Source organism: Pseudomonas graminis, assembly GCF_004364335.1.
In the GTDB taxonomy this organism is placed as follows: domain Bacteria; phylum Pseudomonadota; class Gammaproteobacteria; order Pseudomonadales; family Pseudomonadaceae; genus Aquipseudomonas; species Aquipseudomonas graminis_D.
This window is the reverse complement of sequence record NZ_SOCR01000010.1, coordinates 220201-240274: the sequence shown is the minus strand read 5'-3', so window position 1 is coordinate 240274 and position 20074 is coordinate 220201. Positions and strand designations below refer to the sequence as shown.

Below are 20074 nucleotides of genomic sequence, written 5' to 3'. Positions count from 1 at the left end.
GCCGATGATCGAGCGCGTTTACGTCGGCCTGGGCAGCAACCTGGCCGACCCCGCCGAACAGTTGCGAGAAGCGATCAAGGCCATGGGCCAATTGCCGCAAAGTAGCCTGTCAGGCGTTTCCTCTTTTTATGTCAGCGACTCGCTGTTACCGGGTCAGCCGCGTTACACCAATGCGGTCGCCGCCCTCGACACCTCGCTCCCCCCGCTGGCGCTGCTCGACGCCTTGCAAGGCATCGAAAACGATCAGGGCCGCGAGCGCCTCGAACGCTGGGGGCCGCGCACGCTGGACCTCGACATCTTGCTGTTCGGCGATCGCCTTATCGATGAGCCGCGACTGAAGGTGCCGCATTACCAGATGCAAGTGCGCGCGTTTGTGCTGTATCCGCTGGCCGAACTGGCGCCGGGGATTACCCTGGCTGATGGCCGCGCGCTGAATGAGCTGCTTGCCCAGTGCCCGTTCGAAGGCCTGGAGCGTTTGCCGAGCTGACGCCGTTCTGCGGGCACGTTGAAACCGGCAACACCCGGAATTGACTTCCCGCCCCCTCCTCACGAAGATAAGCGTCCCAAAGCCGGACGACCGGCCAAAAGGCGCGGATCAGGCCGTTGCAAACATCGCGAAACGACGATGTGCCTGCCTCCCAAGATGAATCACGCGTTGATCGCCGCAGTATTCACAGCGCCTGAATGAGGACTTTCCATGCCCGATATCACCGTTACGTCCCTGCTGGCTCTGAAGCAAAAAGGTGAAAAAATCACCATGCTGACCTGCTACGACGCGACTTTTGCCCACACCGCCAGCCAGGCCGGCGTGGAAGTGCTGCTGGTCGGCGACTCGCTGGGCATGGTCCTTCAGGGCCACGACAGCACGCTGCCCGTTACCACCGCTGAAATGGCGTACCACGTGGCTGGCGTCAAACGCGGCAACCAGGGCGCGCTGATTCTGGTGGATCTGCCGTTCATGTCCTACGCCACTCCTGAGCAGACCTTCGCCAACAGCGCCACGTTGATGCAAGCGGGCGCGCACATGGTCAAGATCGAGGGCGCGGCATGGCTGGCCGACTCGATCCGGCTGCTCGCCGAGCGCGGCGTTCCCGTCTGTGCACACATGGGTCTGACGCCTCAGGCGGTCAACGTGCTGGGTGGCTATAAAGTACAGGGTCGCCTGGAGTCGCAGGCGCGGCAGATGCGGGCCGACGCGATCACCCTCGAGCAGGCCGGCGCCGCGATGATTTTGCTGGAGTGCGTGCCAAGCGAACTGGCCCAGGAAATCACCCATGCCGTGAAGATTCCGGTGATCGGGATAGGCGCCGGCAGCGCCACAGACGGTCAGGTGCTGGTGCTTCACGACATGCTCGGGCTGTCGATCAGCGGCCGCGTGCCCAAATTCGTGAAGAATTTCATGGCCGGTCAGCTGGACATTCAGTCGGCGATCGCCGCTTATGTCAGCGCGGTCAAGGACGTCAGCTTCCCCGCTCCAGAACACGGATTCTCGGCATGAACACAGTTAAAACCGTTCGCGAGTTGCGCGCCGTCGTCGCCCGCGCACGCAGCGAAGGCAAACGCATCGCACTGGTGCCCACGATGGGCAACTTGCACAGCGGCCATATCGCTCTGGTCACTAAAGCGGTTCAACGCGCTGATTTCGTGATCGCCAGCATCTTCGTCAACCCGCTTCAATTTGGTCCCAACGAAGACCTGGCGTCTTACCCGCGCACCCTGGCCGCCGATCAGGAGCAATTGCTTCAAGCCGGTTGCCACCTGTTGTTTACGCCGACGGTCGAAGAAATGTACCCCCATGGCATGGCCGACCAGACCATCGTGCGCGTGCCGGTGGTGTCTGAAGGTCTGTGTGGCGGCAGCCGTCCTGGTCATTTCGACGGCGTTTCGACGGTGGTCAGCAAGCTGTTCAACATGGTGCAGCCGGACATCGCGATTTTCGGTCAGAAGGATTTCCAGCAACTGGCCGTCGTCAACGCGTTGGTGCGTGACCTGAATATGCCCATTCAAATCATCGGCGAACCCACCGTGCGTGCCGCCGATGGCCTGGCTCTGTCGTCGCGTAATGGCTACCTGACTGAAGACCAGCGCGCTGCGGCGCCCGCCCTGTACCGCGTCATCAAGCAGATCGGCACGGCATTGCAGAATGGCGAGCAGGATCATCAGCAGTTGATCAGCGATGGCGTCAAAGCCCTCGAAGCCGCAGGATTTCGCTCTGATTATCTTGAGATTCGCAATGCAGTCAGCCTGCGTCCTGCGACCCCGGATGATCATGATCTGGTGGTGCTGGGCGCGGCGTTCATGGGCAAGACGCGCTTGATCGACAACCTGCATCTGGTCAAGGAATAACCTGCACAACCGGCTGAAGGATGCACCCGGTCACGTGTAAAACAAAAGTCACGTGATCGGACGACCATCTGCGCCTATGCTCAGTGCGCTAAACCGAGTGTAAAGCGCAGGCCTCGGCCCTCGTAGGGCGCTGGCGATGAACTTAGCCGCACCCGGAATGCCATACCGATACAGTTCGTGTCAGACCAGCAACTTTACTCTGTGAGAAAAAGTACCGAGCAAAGGTAAAGCAAGGCGCAGACATCGGCGTTGCCGGGGACTAGTCTCTGACGCACCCACGAATTCATGTCCAATCCTGCTTTTCAGTGTCCAAAAGGCAGTTCAAGTACAAGGAAACCCGCAGCGATGGCGTACTACCGCACTCCTCATGACGTCACTACCCTGCCCGCCTGGCAGGCGCTCAAAGATCACCGCGAAGCGATGCAGCATTTCAGCATGCGCGAAGCATTCAACGCAGACCCCAAGCGTTTCGACGAATTCACGCTCAGCAGTGCCGGCCTGTTTCTCGACTACTCGAAGAACCTCATCACTGCCGAGACCCGTCAGTTGCTGGTGAATCTGGCCAACGAAGTCGGCCTGAAAGACGCCATCAAGGCGCAGTACGACGGCGAACTGGTCAACGCTTCGGAAGGCCGTCCTGCGCTGCACACCGCGCTGCGTCGTCCGGTTGGCGACAAGCTGCTGGTCAACGGCGTCAATGTGATGCCGGAAGTGCACAAGGTGCTGAACCAGATCACTGATCTGGTCGGCCGCATCCACGATGGTCTGTGGCGCGGCTACACCGAAAAGCCGATCACCGACGTGGTCAATATCGGCATCGGCGGCTCGTTCCTGGGCCCGGAGCTGGTGTCCGAGGCGCTGTTGTCCTACGCGCAGAAAGGCGTTCGCTGCCACTACCTGGCGAACATCGACGGCACCGAGTTGCACGAGCTGACTCAGAAGCTGCGCGCCGAAACCACGCTGTTCATCGTTTCGTCCAAAACCTTCACCACCCTCGAAACCCTGAAGAACGCCACCGCTGCCCGCGCCTGGTACCTCGCTCAGGGCGGGTCCGAAGCCGAGTTGTATCGCCACTTCATCGCGGTATCGAGTAACAACGCCGCGGCCGTTGCGTTCGGCATTCGTGAAGAGAACATCTTCCCGATGTGGGACTGGGTCGGTGGTCGTTACTCGCTGTGGTCGGCCATCGGTCTGCCTATTGCGCTGGCGATCGGCATGTCCAACTTCAAGGAACTGTTGTCCGGCGCCTACACCATGGACCAGCACTTCCAGAACGCCGAGTTCGAAGAGAACATGCCGGTGCTGCTGGGCTTGCTGGGTATCTGGTATGGCAACTTCTGGGGCGCGCAAAGTCACGCGATCCTGCCGTACGACCATTACCTGCGCAACATCACCAAGCACCTGCAACAGTTGGACATGGAATCAAACGGCAAGAGCGTTCGCCAGGACGGCGTGCCGGTCAAGACCGACACGGGCCCAGTCATCTGGGGTGGGGTCGGCGCGAACGGTCAGCATGCTTACCACCAGCTGCTGCACCAGGGCACACAAATGATCCCGGCCGACTTCATTGTGCCGATCGTCAGCTTCAACCCGGTGTCTGACCACCATCAGTGGCTGTACGCCAACTGCCTGTCCCAGAGCCAGGCCTTGATGCAGGGTAAAACCCGCCCCGAAGCCGAAGCCGAACTGCGCGCCAAGGGCGTACCGGAAGAAGAAGTGCAGCGTGTCGCGCCGCACAAGGTCATTCCGGGCAACCGTCCGAGCAACACCATTGTCGTCGAGCGCATCAGCCCTCGCCGCTTGGGCGCACTGGTCGCCATGTACGAGCACAAAGTGTTCGTGCAAAGCGTGGTCTGGGGCACTAACGCCTTCGACCAGTGGGGTGTTGAACTGGGCAAGGAGCTGGGCAAAGGCGTTTACAGCCGCCTTGTCGGCACCGACGAAACGGTCGCTGAAGACGCGTCGACCCAGGGCCTGATCAACTACTTCCGCGGTCGTCACCGCGGCTGAACTGCCGTCCTGTAACACCCTCGAAACCCGCTGTCTCGCAAGAGGCAGCGGGTTTTGTGCGTTTGAGCTTCTCAGTCTTCGATGTCAGGAAGCACCGTCGGGTCGAGTTGAACGGTGTGCTGCGCCGGATTGCGCATGCAGATGAACTGATTGTCACGCGGGCCTTCCTTGGGACCAACGCGGCGCAGGTGCATCAGGGACCCACACCAGGGGCACTGCGCGGTGAGGCGATTCACCCGCAGCCGTCCGGTCTGGCTGATTTCAAGGTAGTGCCGGGAGCCGAAGAAATGCTCGAACTTGCGTCGACGGAGGACGGCTGACATCCCAACGGAGATGACCGCGACGATGAAGGAAAACATGAACAACGTTGACCATGAGCTCTGGCCACCAAGGGGCGGCTGGAACACGGTGAAGTACAGCCCGAGCAGGCTGGCAAGGCCGGTGATGTAGCAGAAGACCGACACGTTATGGCTGTCGACGCTGCGCCCGCCAAACGCCGGATGGCGCTGAATGTGCAATTGCTCGGGTGTAAATGTCGGGCGCTCGTTGTGACTGATGTTCACGTTGGCGCCACGAAAGTCGCCGACGCCGACGTTCAGGCTGTGGTCGCCGCTTTGAGTGCCATGGTTATCGTTGGACAAAAGGGGGCTCCTGAAGCATGACAGCTGGGATGGCCGGCGATTGTCACTGGGTTCACAGGTGCCGGACATCAGCCCGATCCGGAACTCGGGTGGGAATCAGAGACACTTCCTGTCATACATTTCCGAAGGAGAAAGCTCGGGGCTCCGTCTGATCAGTCACCACACAACCAAGCGACAAAGGGCTTAAATTACCATCGTCATTCATGCAACCATGCTCTCCCTTGATCCAGCTGCCCGCGCTGTTTGCTTCACATCTTCACGCCCGGGCGGCGCCGCGTCGTACACCTTTGAGGATTCGCACATGCAAGACGTCGTAATCGTTGCCGCTACCCGCACGGCTGTGGGCGGTTTCCAGGGTTCGCTGGCGAATATTCCTGCGGTGGATCTCGGTGCTGCCGTCATCCGTCAGCTGCTGGCGCAGACCGGTCTGGACGGTGCGCAGGTCGATGAGGTGATCATGGGCCAGGTGCTGACGGCGGGGGCCGGGCAGAATCCTGCACGTCAGGCCGCGATCAAGGCGGGTTTGCCGTTCACGGTGCCGGCCATGACGCTGAACAAGGTCTGCGGTTCGGGGCTCAAGGCGCTGCATCTGGGGACGCAGGCGATTCGCTGCGGCGACGCGGAAGTGATCATCGCCGGGGGCCAGGAAAACATGAGCCTGTCCAACTATGTGATGCCGGGTGCGCGGACCGGTCTGCGCATGGGCCACGCGACGATGGTCGACACGATGATCAGCGACGGTCTCTGGGATGCGTTCAACGATTACCACATGGGCATCACTGCCGAGAACCTGGCCGATCAATACGACATCAGCCGTGAGGCGCAGGATGCATTTGCTGCGGCGTCGCAACAGAAAGCGACTGCCGCCATTGAAGCCGGGCGCTTCGTGGATGAAATCACCCCGATCCTGATCCCTCAGCGCAAAGGCGATCCGCTGTCCTTCGCCACCGACGAGCAACCCCGCGCAGGCACCACCGCTGAATCCCTGGGCAAGCTCAAACCGGCGTTCAAAAAGGACGGCTCGGTCACGGCAGGCAATGCGTCGTCGCTGAACGACGGTGCGGCAGCGGTCATTCTGATGAGTGCCCGAAAGGCAGAGGAGCTGGGTTTGCCGGTGCTGGCGCGGATTGCCGCTTACGCGAATGCTGGCGTTGACCCGGCGATCATGGGCATCGGCCCGGTGAGCGCCACCCGCCGCTGCCTGGACAAGGCGGGTTGGTCGCTGGATGAGTTGGATCTGATCGAAGCCAATGAAGCCTTCGCCGCGCAGTCATTGTCGGTAGGGAAGGAGCTGGGCTGGGACATGAACAAGGTCAACGTCAACGGCGGCGCCATCGCCATCGGCCACCCGATCGGCGCGTCGGGCTGCCGCGTGCTGGTGACCCTGCTGCACGAAATGATGAAGCGCGACGCGAAAAAAGGCCTGGCGACGCTGTGCATTGGTGGCGGACAAGGCGTGGCGCTGGCGTTGGCCCGCTAGAAGCAAAGGCTCTTGTAGGAGCGCGCTTGCCCGCGAAGAGGCCGGTGAATCAGACATATCTTCGGTGTCTGACCCAGAGCATCCGCGGGCAAGCGCGCTCCTACGGCCTTCGGCCAGAATCAAAAGCAATTCGTGTTGATCGTTCCCGCGCTCCGCGTGGGAATGCCGCCCCGCACGCTCCCCCTTCCGGCACGGGTGACGCGGAGCGTCAAGGGATGCATGCCCACGCGGAGCGTGGGCACGATCAACTCAGAAGAACCGGCGCCTCACTGCCAGCCAAACTTGCGAACATAGAACCCTTTCACCGCCTGGGTCAGCGCCACGTACGCGATCAGGATCAGCGGCAGGATGGCGAAGTACAGCGGTGGCAGTGCCTGCAACTTGAAGTAGTGCGCCAGCGGGCCCATCGGCAGGAAAATGCCCACGGCCATGATCACCCCGGTCATCACCATCAACGGCATCGCCGCACGGCTTTGCAGGAACGGGATTTTCGGCGTGCGGATCATGTGCACGATCAGCGTCTGCGTCAGCAGGCCCACGACAAACCAGCCGGACTGAAACAGGGTCTGATGCTCAGGCGTGTTGGCGCCGAACACGTACCACATGACCGCGAACGTGGTGATGTCGAAGATCGAGCTGATCGGCCCGAAAAACAGCATGAAGCGTCCCACATCCGCAGGCTGCCAGCGCTGGGGTTTTTTCAGCAGTTCCTCATCGACGTTATCGAACGGGATGGCGATCTGGGAAATGTCGTACAGCAGGTTCTGCACCAGCAGGTGCATCGGCAGCATCGGCAGAAACGGGATGAACGCACTGGCGACCAGCACCGAGAACACGTTGCCGAAGTTCGAGCTGGCCGTCATCTTGATGTACTTGAGCATGTTGGCGAAGGTCCGGCGCCCTTCCAGCACGCCCTCCTCCAGCACCATCAGGCTCTTCTCCAGCAGAATGATGTCGGCCGCTTCCTTGGCGATGTCCACTGCGGTGTCCACGGAAATACCGATGTCCGCCGTGCGCAGCGCAGGCGCGTCGTTGATGCCGTCGCCCATGAAACCCACCACGTGCCCGTTGGCCTTGAGCAGCCGAACGATGCGTTCCTTGTGGGAAGGCGTCAGCTTGGCGAAGACGTTGGTGGTCTCGACCGCGACCGCCAGTTCGGCATCGCTCATCCGTTCGATGTCACCGCCCAGCAGCAGGCCTTGGCGCTCCAGCCCGACTTCGCGGCAGATCTTCGCGGTGACGCGCTCGTTGTCGCCGGTCAGCACTTTCACCGCCACGCCATGCTCGGCCAGCGCTTTAAGCGCCGGCGCCGTGCTTTCCTTCGGTGGATCGAGAAACGCCACATAACCGATCAGGGTCAGGTCGCTTTCGTCAGCCAGACCATACGTGTCGCGACCTGCCTCCATAGGACGCGCGGCCACCGCCACTACGCGCAGCCCTTCTTCGTTGAACGCGGCGGTGACGCTCAGAATGCGCTCGAGCAGTTCAGGGGTCAGCGCTTCTTCGGCATCGCCGTGGCGCACGCGGTTGCACACGCTCAGCACTTCTTCCAGCGCGCCTTTGCAGATCAGCAGATGGGGCTCGCGCAGCTGTTGCACCACCACCGACATGCGCCGGCGATTGAAATCGAACGGGACCTCATCGACCTTGCTGAACGCAGTGCCGACTTGCAGCTCGCGGTGAATCTCGACGTGCTCCAGCACCGCGACATCCAGCAGGTTTTTCAGGCCGGTCTGGTAGTAGCTGTTGAGGTAGGCCATTTCCAGAACGTCGTCGGACTCATCGCCCCAGACATCCACATGGCGTGCGAGAAAAATCTTGTCCTGGGTCAGCGTGCCAGTCTTGTCGGTGCACAGCACGTCCATGGCGCCGAAGTTCTGGATGGCGTCGAGACGTTTGACGATGACTTTCTTGCGCGACAGAAACACCGCGCCCTTGGCCAGCGTCGAGGTGACGATCATCGGCAGCATTTCCGGCGTCAGCCCGACAGCAATGGACAGCGCGAACAGCAGCGCTTCCATCCAGTCGCCCTTGGTGAAGCCGTTGATGAACAGCACCAGCGGCGCCATCACGAACATGAAGCGGATCAGCAGCCAGCTGACTTTATTGACCCCGGCCTGAAACGAGGTCGGTGCGCGGTCGGTGGCGCTGACCCGTTGCGCCAGCGCGCCGAAATAGGTGTGGTTGCCGGTGGCCAGAATGACCCCCGTCGCAGCGCCGGAGACCACGTTGGTGCCCATGAACAGAATGTTTTCCAGGTCCAGCGGGTTGCCTGTTTCAACGTCCTGACGCCGCGCGAATTTCTCCACCGGCATGGATTCGCCGGTCATCGCGGCCTGGCTGACGAACAGGTCCTTGGCGCTGAGCACGCGGCAGTCCGCAGGGATCATGTCGCCGGCAGACAGCACGATCAGGTCGCCCGGCACCAGTTGCTTGATCGGCAGCTCAATGCGTTTTTGCTTTGCGTTATCGGAGGCGTCGAACGCGCTGTCGGCGCGGCGCATGACGGTCGCGGTGTTGCTGACCATCGCCTTGAGCGCGTCGGCGGCCTGATTGGAGCGCGCCTCCTGCCAGAAGCGCAGCAGCGTGGAGAGCACGACCATGGAGAAAATCACCGTGGCGGCTTTCATGTCTTCGGTCAGCCACGAGATGAACGCCAGCAGGGTCAGCAGCAGGTTGAACGGGTTTTTGTAGCAGTGCCACAGGTGTACCCACCACGGCAGCGGCTGTTCGTGCTCGACTTCGTTGAGGCCGTGCTGCTCGCGCAGGCTTTGCGCTTCGGTTTCGGTGAGACCGTCGGCGTGACTGCTCAGGCGTGCGAGCAATTCAGGCACATCGCTGCTGGCGCCCCGGGTCAGGGTTTGCGCGAGGGTGGGCGGCACTTCGCGGCTGACGGTGGCGTCGGTCACGCTGTCGAGCGTCGCCAGCCGGCGGAAGTGCCGGCCGAGTTTGCGGGTGCGGACAAAGTCTGCGAGGAATTCTTTCAGGAGGGTGTACTTCATGGTTATGTCCCCTGGACTGAAGGCTGCTGGAGCTGAAAGCACAGGAACCTTGAGCAGGTACGGCCGACCTCGGGGGCCGCGCTCGTTCATGAGCGGCCACCGCAGCTGGCCCGCGCAGCAAAAAGCCGCGCGCGTCCGATACGCAGACGAACGACAGACGCGTCGGTCATCACGCAGGATTGGGCGTCAGGGAAAGGACAGGGAGCGGGCTCTGATCAGAGTCCGCTGGCACTGCCGCTTCTCACGTTGTCGGCGAGATAGCGGCAGTGAAAAGACTGCGCGTTATCGTGCCGCGGATTGGCCGGTCGTCATCACCGGCTGACGTCTGTCACTCGAACAAGTACCCACTGTGGGTCTCCGCATTGGTTGAAAACGGGCGAAGCATACGCCCGGGTTGTATGAGAGTAAATCGCCAGTACTGAGGGTGTGGGGGTTAATGCGGATGTCTTCAGGGAAGGTTCAGGAATCGGCGGATGACGCCCGTTGTAGGAGCGCGCTTGCCCGCGAACGCGGTGGGTCAGCCGGCAAGTGAGGTGCCTGAATTGACGCTTTCGCGGGCAAGCGCGCTCCTACAGGGTTTGCGCCGGATGGGTGATTGTGGTGGTCCAAAAAACCGTAGGAGCCGGCTTGCTGGCGAACCGGTCGCAACACCGGCATTGACCTTGCTGATAAACTCGCACGCCCTCATTCCTGCCCCAAGGCCGAGCATGTCTTCGTTGAATCAGGCGCTCAGCGTCGCCCTCGATAATCGTCAATCCCTGCTGGCGGAACTGCACGCACAAGGCACCGATTGTTATCGCCTGTTCCACGGCAGCCAGGAAGGCGCGAGCGGGCTGACCGTTGACCGCTACGGCCCGCAACTGCTGGTGCAGAGTTTCCACAACAGCCTGGATCTCGACTCGCTGCTGGCGCTGCATGCCGCCGTTAATGCGCGGCTCGGCCTGGAACTGATGCTGGTCTACAACGACCGCTCCCAAGGCAACTCGCGGGTTGACCGGACAGACCCGATCTATAAAGCCGACGATGATGCGCTGGCCGATCTGGTCGGCCATGAATGGGGCCTCAATTACCGGGTGCGCGGTCGTCATGCCGGGCAGGATCCGCTGCTGTTTCTCGACCTGCGCAACGCGCGCGGCTGGGTCAAGCAACAGGCCGCCGGCAAGAGCGTGCTCAATTTGTTCGCCTACACCTGCGGCGTCGGCCTGAGCGCGGCGGCAGGTGGCGCGCGTGAGGTGTGCAACCTGGATTTCGCCGAGGGCAATCTGGCCGTCGGGCGCGAGAACGGCCTGCTCAATCCGCAGCTGCCGACCATGCAATTCGTTCAGTCCGACTACTTCCCGGCCATTCGCCAACTGGCCGGGCTGCCCATTGCTTCCCGTCGGGGCCACAAACTGCCGAATTACGTGCGCCTTGAGCAACGCCAATACGACCTGGTCCTGCTGGATCCGCCGGCCTGGGCCAAGAGCGCCTTCGGCACCGTCGATCTGCTGCGTGATTATCAGAGCCTGCTCAAACCCGCGCTGCTGACCACCGCCGAAGACGGTGTGCTGATCTGCTGCAACAATCTGGCGAAGGTCAGCCTGGACGACTGGCGCGAGCAAGTGTTGCGTTGCGCGAGCAAGATCGGCCGGCCCGTGCTCGACTGTCAGGTGCTGACCCCGGGCGCCGACTTTCCGTCACAGGACCAACAGCCCCCGCTCAAGACCTTGATCTTGCAGCTGTGATGCTCGAGCAGGCCTGACGAAATTTCCCACAAGGATTGAAGCGACTGGATTCGGAACCAGATTGGCGTGCCATACTCCAAGGACCTCCCATCGAGAGAGTCGGCGACCTACATGCCCAAAGGATTGAAACGCGCCATCGGCGCCCTGCTGGCCGTATTCGCCATCTACAGCGTGCTGGGGTTTCTGATCCTGCCAGGCGTGGCACTGCGAATCATCAATCAACAGTTGGCGAATTACGCCACGATGCCGGCCAGACTGGACCGTCTCGAACTCAATCCCTACAGCCTTGAAGTCACCCTCTGGGGCCTGAACATCGGAGCGCCGGGCAAGGAACAAATCGGTTTCGCACGGCTTTACGCCAACCTGCAAATCGACAGCCTGTGGACCAAGGCCCTGCACCTCAAGGCCGTCGAACTCGATAAACCCAAGACCGAGTTGCTGTTTGCCAAAGACGGCACGCTCAATCTGGCCGGACTGTTCAAGCTGCCCGCCAGCGAACCTGCTAAACCTGACGAACCCCCAAGCAAGCCGTTTCCGCTGCGTATCGGCGAGATCAAGCTGGCGGACGGTTACGTGCATTTCCAGGACATGCGCCCCAGCGAGCCCATCGAGTTTCTCTACGACGCGCTGAATTTCGAGCTGAAAAACCTCAGCACACTGCCGGAAGACAACGCCGACATGACCCTGGTCGCCGCCGGACCTAACGGCGGTCAGATCGACTGGGTCGGGCGTATCAGCCTGGTGCCTATCTCGTCCGAAGGCACGCTAAAAGTCACCGACGGCAAGATGGAGGTCTGGTGGCCTTACGTTCGTGACGCGTTGCCGCTGGTACTCAAAGACGGCGTGCTCAATTTCAACACCCATTACAAACTCAGTCTGGCCAAGGAAACCGAGCTGCTGCTGGACAACACGTCCCTGAGCGTTGCGCCCTTCGCGATCGATGCCCCGGACGGCAGACCGCTCGCCCGCCTGAAGAAACTGAGCGTGAGCGAGACGTCGATCGATCTGGCCAAGCAGTTGGTGAGCGTCGGCAAGATACGCAGCGAAGGGCTGGAAACCTGGGCGACGCGGGAGTCGGACGGCGAGCTGGACTGGCAGAAGCTGTTCGCCAGCCAGCCGTCCAAAGCCCAAACCCAAGCCCAGTCCAAGAAAGTCGAGGCTGAAAAACAGCAGCCCGCCACCGCCACCGGCACTGAAACCACCGCTAGCGCAAAACCAACAGCGCCGAGCAAACCGTGGCAGGTGTTGCTGCGCGACACGCAGCTGCGCGATTACCGGATTCATCTTGCCGACAAGGTGCCAAAAGAGCCTGTCGCGATTGATGTCGGCCCGCTGAACCTGGACCTGACCGGCTTCGACAGCCTGAACAAGTCGCCCTTCAAACTCAAGCTCGACACCGGCGTGAGCAAGCAAGGCAAGCTGACCGCCGATGGCGAGGTGAATCTGGCGCCCGTTCGCGCCAATTTGAATGTCACCACGCGCGACATCGACCTGCGGGTCGCTCAGTCCTACGTCACGCCGTTTATTCGTCTGGAAGTGCGCAGCGGCATGCTCAACAGCGATCTGGCGGTGGACCTGAAAAGCACCGAGCCTTTAGCGCTGGGCATTACCGGCAAGGCGCAGGTTGACCAGCTGCACACTCTGGACACGCTCAAGTCGCGGGACTTCGTGAAGTGGCAGCGGCTGAATGTCGACGGATTGAATTTCCAGTTGGGCGACAGCCTGACGATCGCCTCGATCAATGTCGATCAGCCCTATGCGCGTTTCGTGATCGCTGACGACCGCTCGACCAATATCGACGACCTGCTGATTCCCCAGCCTGCAGATCAGGCGCCTGCCGCGCCGAAAGCCAAGGCTCCCGCCAGCAGCGAAAAGCCGATGGGCATTCGCATTGGCGAGGTCAACATCACCAACGGCTCGGCCAACTTCGCGGACTTCAGCCTCACGCCGAACTTCGCCACGGCCGTTCAGCAACTCAACGGCAAGATCGGCACGCTGGATAACCGCCAGGACAAACCCGCGACGGTAAACATCAACGGCAAGGTTGATCGCTATGCGCCGGTGACCATCAAGGGCGCGCTGAACCCGTTCAACCCGATGGCGAGTCTGGACATCGCGACCAGCTTCAAGCGTGTGGAACTGACCACGTTGACGCCCTACTCCGGCAAGTTCGCCGGTTATCGCATTCGCAAGGGGCGTTTGAATCTGGACCTGCATTACCTGATCACCAAAGGCCAGCTGAAAGCCGAGAACAAGGTGGTGGTCGAGCAGCTGCAATTGGGTGAAAAGGTCGACAGCCCGGACGCGGTGAATCTGCCGCTGAAACTGGCGATTGCCCTGCTCAAGGACACCGATGGCAAGATTTCCATCGAGCTGCCCGTGACAGGCGATCTCAACAACCCGCAGTTCAGCGTGATGCCGATTGTCTGGCAGACCCTGCGCAATCTGGTGGTGAAGGCTGCGGCGGCGCCGTTCAAATTCATTGGCGGATTGATCAGCGGCGGTGGCGGATCGGAGGATTTGGGCACGGTGGCCTTCGCGCCGGGGGCTGATGAGTTGAGCCCTGAAGCGATGGCGTCGCTGGACAAGCTGGCGGCAGGCTTGAAAGCGCGGCCGGCGTTGCGTCTGGAGATTGAAGGCACCAGCGCTGAAGCGAGCGACGGGCCGTTGATTGCCCAGCAACGGCTTGAGCGCGAATACCAGAGCACGTACTACAAGATTCTTCAGCGCCGCGGCGACAAGGTGCCTGCGCAGCCGAGCGATTTGACGGTACCTGCGGATGAGAAGGCGCCGATGCTTGACGGCATTTATCGCACGCGCCTGAAACAGCAACCGCCGGCCGAGTGGGTGAATCTGGGCAAGGAAGAGCGTCAGAACAAGCTGCGCGAGGCGGTGCTCAAATCCTGGAGTTCAAGCGCGCTGCTGTTGCGTCAGCTCGGTCAGGCCCGGGCCGGAAGCATCAAGGACTATCTGGTCGACAAGGGCCAGCTGGCAGACGAGCGGGTGTATTTCATCGACACCACCCTCGGCCAGCCGGAAAAAGACGGCCGCGTCATCAGCCCCCTGCACCTCGACAGCGAGTAATGATTTTGACGAATGCGATAACGAGGATGGCGTTGGCTCTTGGTTTAACCGCGCTGATTGACGTAGCTCAGGCGGGTACGCTGCGCTGTGGCAGCCAGTTGATAAGCGAAGGTGACCGGATGTTTGAAGTGCAGCAGAAATGCGGCCAGCCGGTCAGCCAGGACATCATCGGCTACAAGGAAACCGTCAACGACTACCGCCAGGTGGATCAGGTGCAGGTCCAGGAATGGGTCTACGGCCCGAGTAACGGGATGTATCAGTTCCTGAGATTCGAAGGCGGGCGTTTGGTGAGGATTGATAGCAAACGCGGGAATTGATAGCGCATTCGGCTGCTCTTCAGTGGGACCGCGCGATGCAAGCCCTGTAGGAGCCGGCTTGCTGGCGAACCGGGTGGGTCAGTCACTGCTGCAGGGCCTGGGTGAATGCCTTCGCCAGCAAGCCGGCTCCTACAGATCGTTGCTCGGCGAAGATCCATCGTCGGCCGTGAAAACGGCGATCAAGCTGGCCGTTTCCCGGCTGAGCCGGTCCCACAAAGTGCAGCGCCCTCAACCATCAACGCTCGTGCAGTGCCTCGGCGCGGGCTTTTAGCACGGGTTTGAGCAGATAGCTCAGGATGGTTTTCTTGCCGGTGATGATGTCCACCGAGGCGACCATGCCGGGGATGATCAGCAGCGGGTGCTCATCGGTGCCGAGGTGGCTGCGGTCAGTGCGCAGTTTGATCACGTAGAAGGTGTTCTTCTTCTCTTCGTCCTGAATGGTGTCGGCGCCGATCTGTTCCAGCTTCCCTTTCAGCCCGCCGTAGATCGTGTAGTCGTACGCTGTGAACTTGATCATCGCTTCCTGACCCGGGTGCAGGAAGGCAATGTCTTGTGGACGAATGCGCGCTTCGACCAACAGCGTGTCATCCAGCGGCACAACTTCCGCGATGTCGCTGCCCGGCTGAATCACGCCACCTACGGTGTTGACCAGCATCTGCTTGACCACGCCACGCACCGGCGATGTCACCATCGTCCGGTTTACGCGGTCTTCAAGGCCTTTGGCCGTCGACTGCGCTTTCGAAAGGTTGGTGCGCGCTTCATTCAGTTGCGTCAGCGCGTCGCTGCGGAATTTGCCACGGGTTTCATCGATCTTGCGCTGCACTTCGGCAATCGCCGCTTGGGCGCGAGGGATCGCCAGCGTGGTGCCGTCCAGCTGACCACGGGTTTCCACCTCGGAGCGTTTCAGTCGCAGGATGTCCACCGGCGAGACGGCGCCTTGGGACACCAACGGCTCGGACATGCCGATCTCCTGGCGCAACAGGCCCAGGCTGCTGCGGTACTGCTCCTGCTTGGAGCCAAACTCGCGCAATTCCTGCTGACGCTGAATCAACTGCTGCTGCAAACCACCGATCTCATCGACCAGTTGCTGACGACGGCTCTTGTACAGCGACTCTTCGTTGGACGCCTGATTTGGCACCAGCTTGCGCGCTTCGGCGCTGATATTCAGGGGACGATCATCGACCTCGGCGCTCAGACGCTCAACGCGCAGCTGCATGGCCAGACGATCAGCCTCGGTTTCGCCCACATTGGACGCAAAGCGGGTGTCATCGAGGCGAATCAGCGGGGCGCCGGCGTCGACGATCTGGCCGTCATGGGCGTAGATCTGGGCGACGATGCCGCCTTCCAGGTTCTGGATTTTCTGGATCTTGGTCGACGGAATGGCCTTGCCCTCGCCCTTTGTCACTTCATCGATCACGGCATAGTTAGCCCAGACCAGCAGAAAGACGAAGAACAGGATCACGGCCCAGATGGTCAGCCGCACGATGCGCGGAGCGTCGTCCACCAACGCCTTTTTGACTTCCGGCAGTGCCTGGCCTTCCAGCGAAGGCGAGCCCTTGAAGTAGCCGAAGATGCCGCCACCGGAGTTTTGACCTGACTTAAGCAACACTGATCTGCCCCTTCTTCAACGCTTCCATAACGGCGGCTTTCGGGCCGTCGGCCACGATCTGGCCGCGGTCGATGACCACCAGGCGATCAACCAGGCTGAGCAACGAAGCTCGGTGTGTCACAAGAATCACGGTCTTTTTCTCGATAACGCCAAACAGGCGCTGCTTCAAACGTTCTTCGCCGGTGTTGTCCATGGCGCTGGTGGGTTCGTCGAGCAACAGGATCGGAGGATCGAGCAACAAGGCCCGCGCCAGGGCAACGTTCTGCCGCTGACCGCCGGACAGGTTCTGCCCGCGCTCGCCTACTTGCAGCTCGTAGCCTTGGGGATGAAGACTGGCAAATTCATGCACGCCCGCCAGTTCAGCGGCCTGCAGCACCATCTCGTCGTCCACGTAACGCGCGCCGGAAATCAGGTTGTCGCGCAGCGTGCCCGACAAGAGTTGTATGTCCTGAGCGACGTAGCCGATGTTATGGCGCACTTCGCTGACGTCGATCTGACGAATGTCGACGCCATCGACCAGCAGCGAGCCTTCATCCGGCTGATACAAACCCACCAGCAGTTTGGCCAGGGAGCTTTTTCCCGAACCGCTACGGCCGATGATGCCGACCTTCTCGCCGGGGCGGATCACCAGATTGATGTTGCGCAGCGCCAGGTTCTGCTGATTCGGGTACGTGAACTCAAGGTTGCGGAATTCCATGGCGCCTTGCAGGACCTGACGGCTGAGCGGGCGCTCGTCGAAGTTGCGTTCCTGCGGCAGCTCCATCATCTGATCGACCGAGACCATGGTCACTTTCGCTTGCTGATAACGGGTCAGCAGGCCGGACAGTTGCGCCAATGGGCCAAGGGCGCGACCGCTGAGCATGTAGCACGCCACCAGGCCGCCCATGCTGAGTACGCCGTCCATGATCATGTAGACGCCGAAACAGATCATCGCCACGCCCGCCAGTTGCTGGATCAGCAGGGTGATGTTCATGGCCAGACCGGAAAGCACTTTGACGCGTAATTCCAGGCGGCTGAGCGTGCCGATGGTGTGTTCCCACTGGTACTGGCGCTCGCTTTCGGCGTTGTTGACCTTCACCGCGTCGAGGCCGGCGAGGGTTTCGATCAGGCTCGACTGACGCTCGGCACCCAGCGCCATGGTGCGCTCAAGGGTGGAGGTCAGCGGTTTTTGCAGGAAGTGGCCGATACCCAGCGCCAGCGGGAAGGCAATGATCGGAATCCACACCAGATGCCCGCCCAGCAGCGCGATCACCAACAGGATGATCAGGGTGAACGGCAGGTCGATAAGGCTGGTAAGGGTCAGCGACGTGAGGAAGTCACGCATGCCCTGGAACTCATGGATATTCTGGGCGTAGCTGCCGACCCGCGCCGGGCGAAACTTCATTGCCATGCCGACGATACGTTCGAACAGCGTGGCGGAAATGATCAGGTCGGTTTTCTTGCCGGCCAGGTCCAGGCATAGACTGCGCAGGCCCTTGAGCAAGAGGTCAAACAGGAACGCGCCACAGATACCGGTCGCCAGCACCCACAAGGTTGCGGTGGCCTGGTTGGGCACGACACGGTCGTAGACGTTCATCACGAAAAGAGGGGTAGCGAGCGCGATCAGGTTGATCACGAAGCTGGCAGCGATCGCGTCGACGTAAAGCCAGCGAGACAGCTTGAGGGTGTCCTTGAACCAGGAGCGAGCGCGGGGAATGAGCGAGCCCTGGGTCACGTCAAATTTATGTTGCGGCTGTGCGAAAAACACTCGACCGCTGTAGTCCTGCGCCAGCGCTTCGGTTTCGATCAGCACTTCGCCGCCGTTGCTTTCGCTGATCAGCAGGCGAGCCGATTCGCCCTCCCAACCGAGCAGAACGGCAGAGCGCCCGTCCTTCAGCAACAGCAAGGCGGGCAATGCGATCTCGGGAATCTGAGTGAGTTTGCGTTGCAGCAAACGCCCCTGCAAGCCCGCCCGGGCTGCGGCGCGGGGCAGCAAATCCGGGCTCAGGCGTTGATCGGGCAATGGCAGACCGGTGGTCAGCATGGCCCGGCTCGCCGGCTTGTGATGCAGGGCACAGAGTGTCAACAGCCCGTCGAGTAGCGGATCGTCGTGCTGGCTGCGTGGATCATGACCTAATTGAGCTGAAGGTAATTCCAAGTCCACGCTGACACTCTCTTTCTTAACGGTTAAAAGAAGCTGACTCCGTCAAGAATCAGTTCATGCCCGGCAGCTGAACTGTCGGTTTCACATCGTTCTGCACAACCGATGCCATCGGGGCCACAACGCCCTGGCTTTTTAGCAATGTGCCCATGTCCGCCTTGATGCGGTATTGGGTGTACGTCTGCAGGTTTTTCAGTTGCACCAGACGCTGTTGCGCGGTGAACAACTCGTTCTCGCTGTCGAGAAGGTCGAGCAGGGTACGCTCTCCCAGGCTGAATTGCTGCTGGTACGAGGTACGCACGCTGTTGGCTCGCTCGACGTACTGCTGAGCGATCGGCACTTGGGCGTTGGCGTTGTTGTAGGCGTTCCAGGCCAGGCCCAGTTCTTCGTTCAACTGACGCAGCGCGTTGTTGCGGATATCCAGTGCCTGGCTCGACAGGTACGACTTGGATTGCAAGTCAGCCTTGTTGCTACCACCGGCGTACAGGTTAAAGCGCATGCGCACCATGGCTTCCCAGCCATTGTTGTGGCCTTCGTCGCCGCCAATGTTGTTATCGGCATTACGGCCCAGTTCTGCATCGAAACGCGGGTAGTAATTGGACTGCGCGGAGGTGTACTGCTTTTCAGCAGCCACGATGTCGGCTTCGGCCGAGCGCAGCACCGGGCTGTTCTCCAGCATCTGGCGGCGGGCTTCGTTGAGATCGGCAGGCATCATCGCGAACGGCGACGGTGCTTCAAGTTGATCAGCTTCCAGACCAACGGCGCTCAAGTAATTGGTTTGGGCGTCGGCCAGGTTGGTTTGTTCGGTGATCAGGTTGTTACGAGCCTGTGCCAGACGGGCATCGGCCTGGTCCATATCGGCCATACGACCTACACCGCGGGAAGTGCGCAGTTTGATTTGGTCGTAAATACGTTCGTGACTCTTCAGGTTTTCTTCGGCCAGCCGAACCATTTCACGTTGAGTAAGAACATCCAGATAGACCTGTGCAACAGTCAAAGCGGTACGTTCGGTTGTATTTAACAGCGAGTAGGCCCGGGAATTGGCGGTGGCTTGTTGACGCGCAACTTCGTTACTTGTTGCATAGCCGTCAAACAGCATTTGCTGAAGACGGATTGCTGACTCGCCGCGGTCCAGCGTCTGGTAATCGTGACGGCCGGTCGAGGCACGAGTGCTTGGCGTATCGGAACCGGCCCGGCCGTAGCCCGCCGTGACGTCGACACGCGGCAGGTAGCCGCCTTTTGCAGCACGTAGTGCGTAGTCCTGGGCGATACGGGCATTGATGCCGGCCTGCACCTCGGGATGCTCGTCCATGGCTTTTTGCATGGCGGACTGCAGCGTCTGGGCCTGGACGAAGCCGGCACAAAGGATAAGGGGTACAGCAGTGTAAAGGTGCTTACGCATTTTGGTGATTCCCGAGAACGTACTTGTTCAAAATGCAGCAATACACACTGCCGCATCGTAAAAATGGCCATTGAAAGTGAGCGTTTCGAGAGTGTTCTGAAGGGCGCTTGCGATCACACTGCAGAAATCCGCGATCTCATCAAATATCAATGTGACATTACGGAAGCGATTGTTTAGGATGTCGCCGAATAGGTCAATACTTTGGCAGAAAGTTAATTCCTGTGCCGACCTGCTGTTGATAAATTGACGCCAGATTACGTGCAACTTAATTAGTTCCCTAAGTTGTTATCCGGCATCGAAACAAATGCAAATCTTTACG

The 20074-nt window shown here is 60.6% G+C and carries 13 protein-coding genes; 8 read left to right on the top strand and 5 right to left on the bottom strand.

The window, feature by feature from the left end; genetic code table 11:
- Positions 1 to 4 precede the first annotated feature (4 nt).
- From folK to pgi, 4 genes are all read left to right on the top strand, one after another.
- A complete protein-coding gene (folK, locus tag EC919_RS20215) occupies positions 5 to 487 on the top strand; it encodes a 2-amino-4-hydroxy-6-hydroxymethyldihydropteridine diphosphokinase (RefSeq protein WP_133776132.1) in 483 nt (160 codons plus the stop codon).
- A gap of 210 nt (positions 488 to 697) precedes the next feature.
- Positions 698 to 1498: a 3-methyl-2-oxobutanoate hydroxymethyltransferase gene (gene panB / locus EC919_RS20210; protein WP_133776131.1), complete on the top strand. Its 801-nt coding sequence runs from the start codon at positions 698 to 700 to the stop codon at positions 1496 to 1498.
- Complete coding sequence (gene panC, locus EC919_RS20205) at positions 1495 to 2346, top strand: pantoate--beta-alanine ligase (protein ID WP_133776130.1); 852 nt, start codon at positions 1495 to 1497, stop codon at positions 2344 to 2346. The genes panB and panC overlap by 4 nt, the downstream gene beginning before the upstream one ends.
- 345 nt (positions 2347 to 2691) lie before the next feature.
- Positions 2692 to 4356, top strand: coding sequence for a glucose-6-phosphate isomerase (gene pgi, locus EC919_RS20200; protein ID WP_133776129.1), 1665 nt, complete (start codon positions 2692 to 2694; stop codon positions 4354 to 4356).
- Positions 4357 to 4427: 71 nt separating this feature from the next.
- On the opposite strand, the gene EC919_RS20195 is transcribed toward pgi, so the two are convergent.
- A complete protein-coding gene (locus tag EC919_RS20195; protein ID WP_133776128.1) occupies positions 4428 to 4997 on the bottom strand; it encodes a hypothetical protein in 570 nt (189 codons plus the stop codon).
- A gap of 301 nt (positions 4998 to 5298) precedes the next feature.
- On the opposite strand from EC919_RS20195, the gene EC919_RS20190 reads away from it, so the two are divergent.
- Positions 5299 to 6477, top strand: coding sequence for an acetyl-CoA C-acetyltransferase (locus EC919_RS20190; RefSeq protein ID WP_133776127.1), 1179 nt, complete (start codon positions 5299 to 5301; stop codon positions 6475 to 6477).
- 266 nt (positions 6478 to 6743) lie between these two features.
- Here EC919_RS20190 and mgtA read toward each other — a convergent pair whose 3' ends face one another.
- Entirely contained in the window at positions 6744 to 9479 is a 2736-nt protein-coding gene (gene mgtA, locus EC919_RS20185) for a magnesium-translocating P-type ATPase (RefSeq protein ID WP_133776126.1), read from the bottom strand.
- A 707-nt stretch (positions 9480 to 10186) separates the two neighbouring features.
- Between mgtA and EC919_RS20180 the strand changes: the two genes are divergently transcribed.
- From EC919_RS20180 to EC919_RS20170, 3 genes are all read left to right on the top strand, one after another.
- A complete protein-coding gene (locus EC919_RS20180; RefSeq protein ID WP_133776125.1) occupies positions 10187 to 11203 on the top strand; it encodes a class I SAM-dependent rRNA methyltransferase in 1017 nt (338 codons plus the stop codon).
- 111 nt (positions 11204 to 11314) lie between these two features.
- Positions 11315 to 14287, top strand: coding sequence for a DUF748 domain-containing protein (locus tag EC919_RS20175; protein WP_133776124.1), 2973 nt, complete (start codon positions 11315 to 11317; stop codon positions 14285 to 14287).
- Complete coding sequence (locus EC919_RS20170) at positions 14287 to 14604, top strand: DUF2845 domain-containing protein (RefSeq protein WP_133776123.1); 318 nt, start codon at positions 14287 to 14289, stop codon at positions 14602 to 14604. Before EC919_RS20175 ends, EC919_RS20170 begins: the two co-directional genes overlap by 1 nt.
- A gap of 235 nt (positions 14605 to 14839) precedes the next feature.
- Here the strand turns inward: EC919_RS20170 and EC919_RS20165 are convergent, their stop codons facing one another.
- From EC919_RS20165 to EC919_RS20155, 3 genes are read right to left on the bottom strand one after another with little or no spacing between them, the layout of a single operon-like run.
- On the bottom strand, positions 14840 to 16213 hold the full coding sequence (locus EC919_RS20165; RefSeq protein ID WP_133776122.1) for an HlyD family type I secretion periplasmic adaptor subunit: 1374 nt from the start codon (positions 16211 to 16213) through the stop codon (positions 14840 to 14842).
- Positions 16203 to 18356 carry a type I secretion system permease/ATPase gene (locus EC919_RS20160; RefSeq protein WP_133776121.1) on the bottom strand — a complete coding sequence of 718 codons (2154 nt, stop codon included), beginning with the start codon at positions 18354 to 18356 and terminating at the stop codon, positions 16203 to 16205. The genes EC919_RS20165 and EC919_RS20160 overlap by 11 nt, the downstream gene beginning before the upstream one ends.
- A 49-nt stretch (positions 18357 to 18405) precedes the next feature.
- Positions 18406 to 19755 carry a TolC family outer membrane protein gene (locus tag EC919_RS20155; protein WP_133776120.1) on the bottom strand — a complete coding sequence of 450 codons (1350 nt, stop codon included), beginning with the start codon at positions 19753 to 19755 and terminating at the stop codon, positions 18406 to 18408.
- Between the last annotated feature and the right edge of the window lie 319 nt (positions 19756 to 20074).